Below are 1,870 nucleotides of genomic sequence, written 5' to 3'. Positions count from 1 at the left end.
GCCGTCCGGCAAGGCGGCGACCTGCACGCCCTCGAAGCCGTCCTTGGCGATGAGCCCCGGCACGGCGCGCACGAGCGCCGCCACGTCGCGGCCGGCCCCGGACACCATCTCGGGGTGCTCGCGCATGGCGCGCGCGACCCGGCCCTCGGGGGTGTCCGGCGCGCCGGCCGCGATCCGCACGAGAGCGCGGGCGAGGCCGTGCAGGGAGACGGAGAACAGGGGCGCTCCACAGCCGTCGACCGTGACCTTGGCGACGGCCTGTCCGGTGAGGTCCTCGACGGTCGCGGCGACGGCGCGCTGGAGCGGGTGGTCCGCGTCGAGGTAGTCGTCGAGCGTCCAGTCGTTGAGCCGCGCGGTGTACAGCATGGCCGCGTGCTTGCCGGAGCAGTTCTGGGCCAGCCGGGTGGCGGCTCTGCCCTCACGGATCCAGGTCTCGCGGACGGCGGTGCCGTAGGGCAGGTCGGGGGTGTTGCGGAGCCGTTCCTCTTCCAGTCCGGCCCGTTCCAGGATGCGGCGGGCCCCGGCGAGGTGACGCTCCTCCCCGGAGTGGCTAGCGGCGGCGAGGGCGAGCAGTTCGCCGTCCAGCGGGAGCCCGGCACGCAGCATCGCGACGGCCTGTACGGGCTTGAGCGCGGAGCGCGGGTAGAAGGCGGCCTCGATGTCGCCGAGCTGGAACTCCACGGTGCCGTCGGCGGCGAGGACGACGACCGAGCCGTAGTGGACGCCCTCGATCACCCCGCCGCGGACGAGCTGGGCGACGGGGGCGTGCAGGGGTTCGCGGACGACGGGAGCCGCCGTGGAGCGCGGGCAGCCGTGGGTCAGGGCCGGGTTCACGCCTGGACCCCGTTCGCTGTGGGGCGCGCCGGACGCGGGGCCGGGGTCCGCGGGGTGGATTCGCTCATGTCTGAGGGTCGCCTTTCGTGGGGGTGTCCGCGCGCCCGGGGCGCACGATGGCGGCGAGGGTGGTCTCCACGCGGTCCAGGTGGTGGGCCATCGCGTCGACCGCGTCGCGCTCGCTGCCGTCGGCCAGTGCCTCGACGATCAACCGGTGTTCCCGGTCGGACTGCTCGCGCCGGCCGCCCAGTTCGTTCAGGAAGGCCGACTGGCGTGCGAGCGCGTCCCGGATCTCCTCGATGACGCGGCGGAAGACCGGGTTGTGGGAGGCCTCGGCCACGGTGAGGTGGAAGACGGTGTCCATGGCGACCCAGGCCGTGGTGTCGGTCTCGCGCTCCATCCGGTCCAGCAGGTGGGTGAGGCGGTCGAGGTCCTCCGGGGTGCGGCGCACGGCCGCGTATCCGGCGACGGGAAGCTCGACGTGGCGCCGCACCTCCAGCAGGTCGCCCGCCGTGTAGTCGCCGAAGGTCGGGTCCTGCACGGTGGCGGCGACCACGAAGGTGCCCTTGCCCGTCCGGGACACGGTCAGGCCCATCGCCTGGAGCGCGCGCAGCGCCTCGCGCAGCACGGGGCGGCTCACTTCGAGGCGGCGGCACAGCTCCGCCTCGGAGGGGAGCTTGTCGCCGACGGCGTGCTCGCCACGCTCGATGGCGTCGCGGAGGTGGGTGAGCACCGCTTCCATCGCGCTGACGCGCCGCGGCGGTACCCCACCTGTCTGGCTGTCTGACAGGTTCACGCAGGCGATCCTCCGGATGGATGACGCCCCTGTCAAGCGGGCCGGCGTCTGGCGGGCCAGGCCGCCGCCGGGAACACGACAGGGGCGGCGAAGCCGGGGTCTCGGCTTCGCCGCCCCTGTCGGCCGGCTGGTCCTGGGGCGCCAGGCCCTAGGGTGTGTCCGCAATGTCGGTGGGGAGCCAGAGTCGTAGGCAGGCGATGGTGACCAGGGCTTTGTAGTGGCGGGCTCGTTTGTCGTAGC

Annotated in this window: 2 protein-coding genes; both read right to left on the bottom strand. The window is 73.9% G+C overall.

Annotated features, from left to right (window positions below):
• On the bottom strand, positions 1-834 hold an 834-nt coding region (locus AB0912_RS35850; protein WP_366707521.1), incomplete at its 3' end, for an asparaginase.
• Between the two features lie 64 nt (positions 835-898).
• Positions 899-1,576 (bottom strand): FadR/GntR family transcriptional regulator, encoded by a 678-nt coding sequence (locus AB0912_RS35845; protein WP_366707523.1) that lies wholly within the window; start codon positions 1,574-1,576, stop codon positions 899-901.
• Positions 1,577-1,870 lie beyond the last annotated feature (294 nt).

The sequence above is a fragment of the Streptomyces sp. NPDC007084 genome (assembly GCF_040703595.1).
Classification (GTDB): Bacteria; Actinomycetota; Actinomycetes; order Streptomycetales; family Streptomycetaceae; genus Streptomyces.
The sequence above is the reverse complement of the archived record's forward strand: the minus strand, read 5'-3'. Positions and strand labels throughout refer to the sequence as shown.

Excerpts from the sequence above, each read along its gene's own strand:
- AB0912_RS35845 (WP_366707523.1), bottom strand. The coding sequence starts at position 1,576 with ATGGAAGCGGTGCTCACCCACCTCCGCGACGCCATCGAGCGTGGCGAG.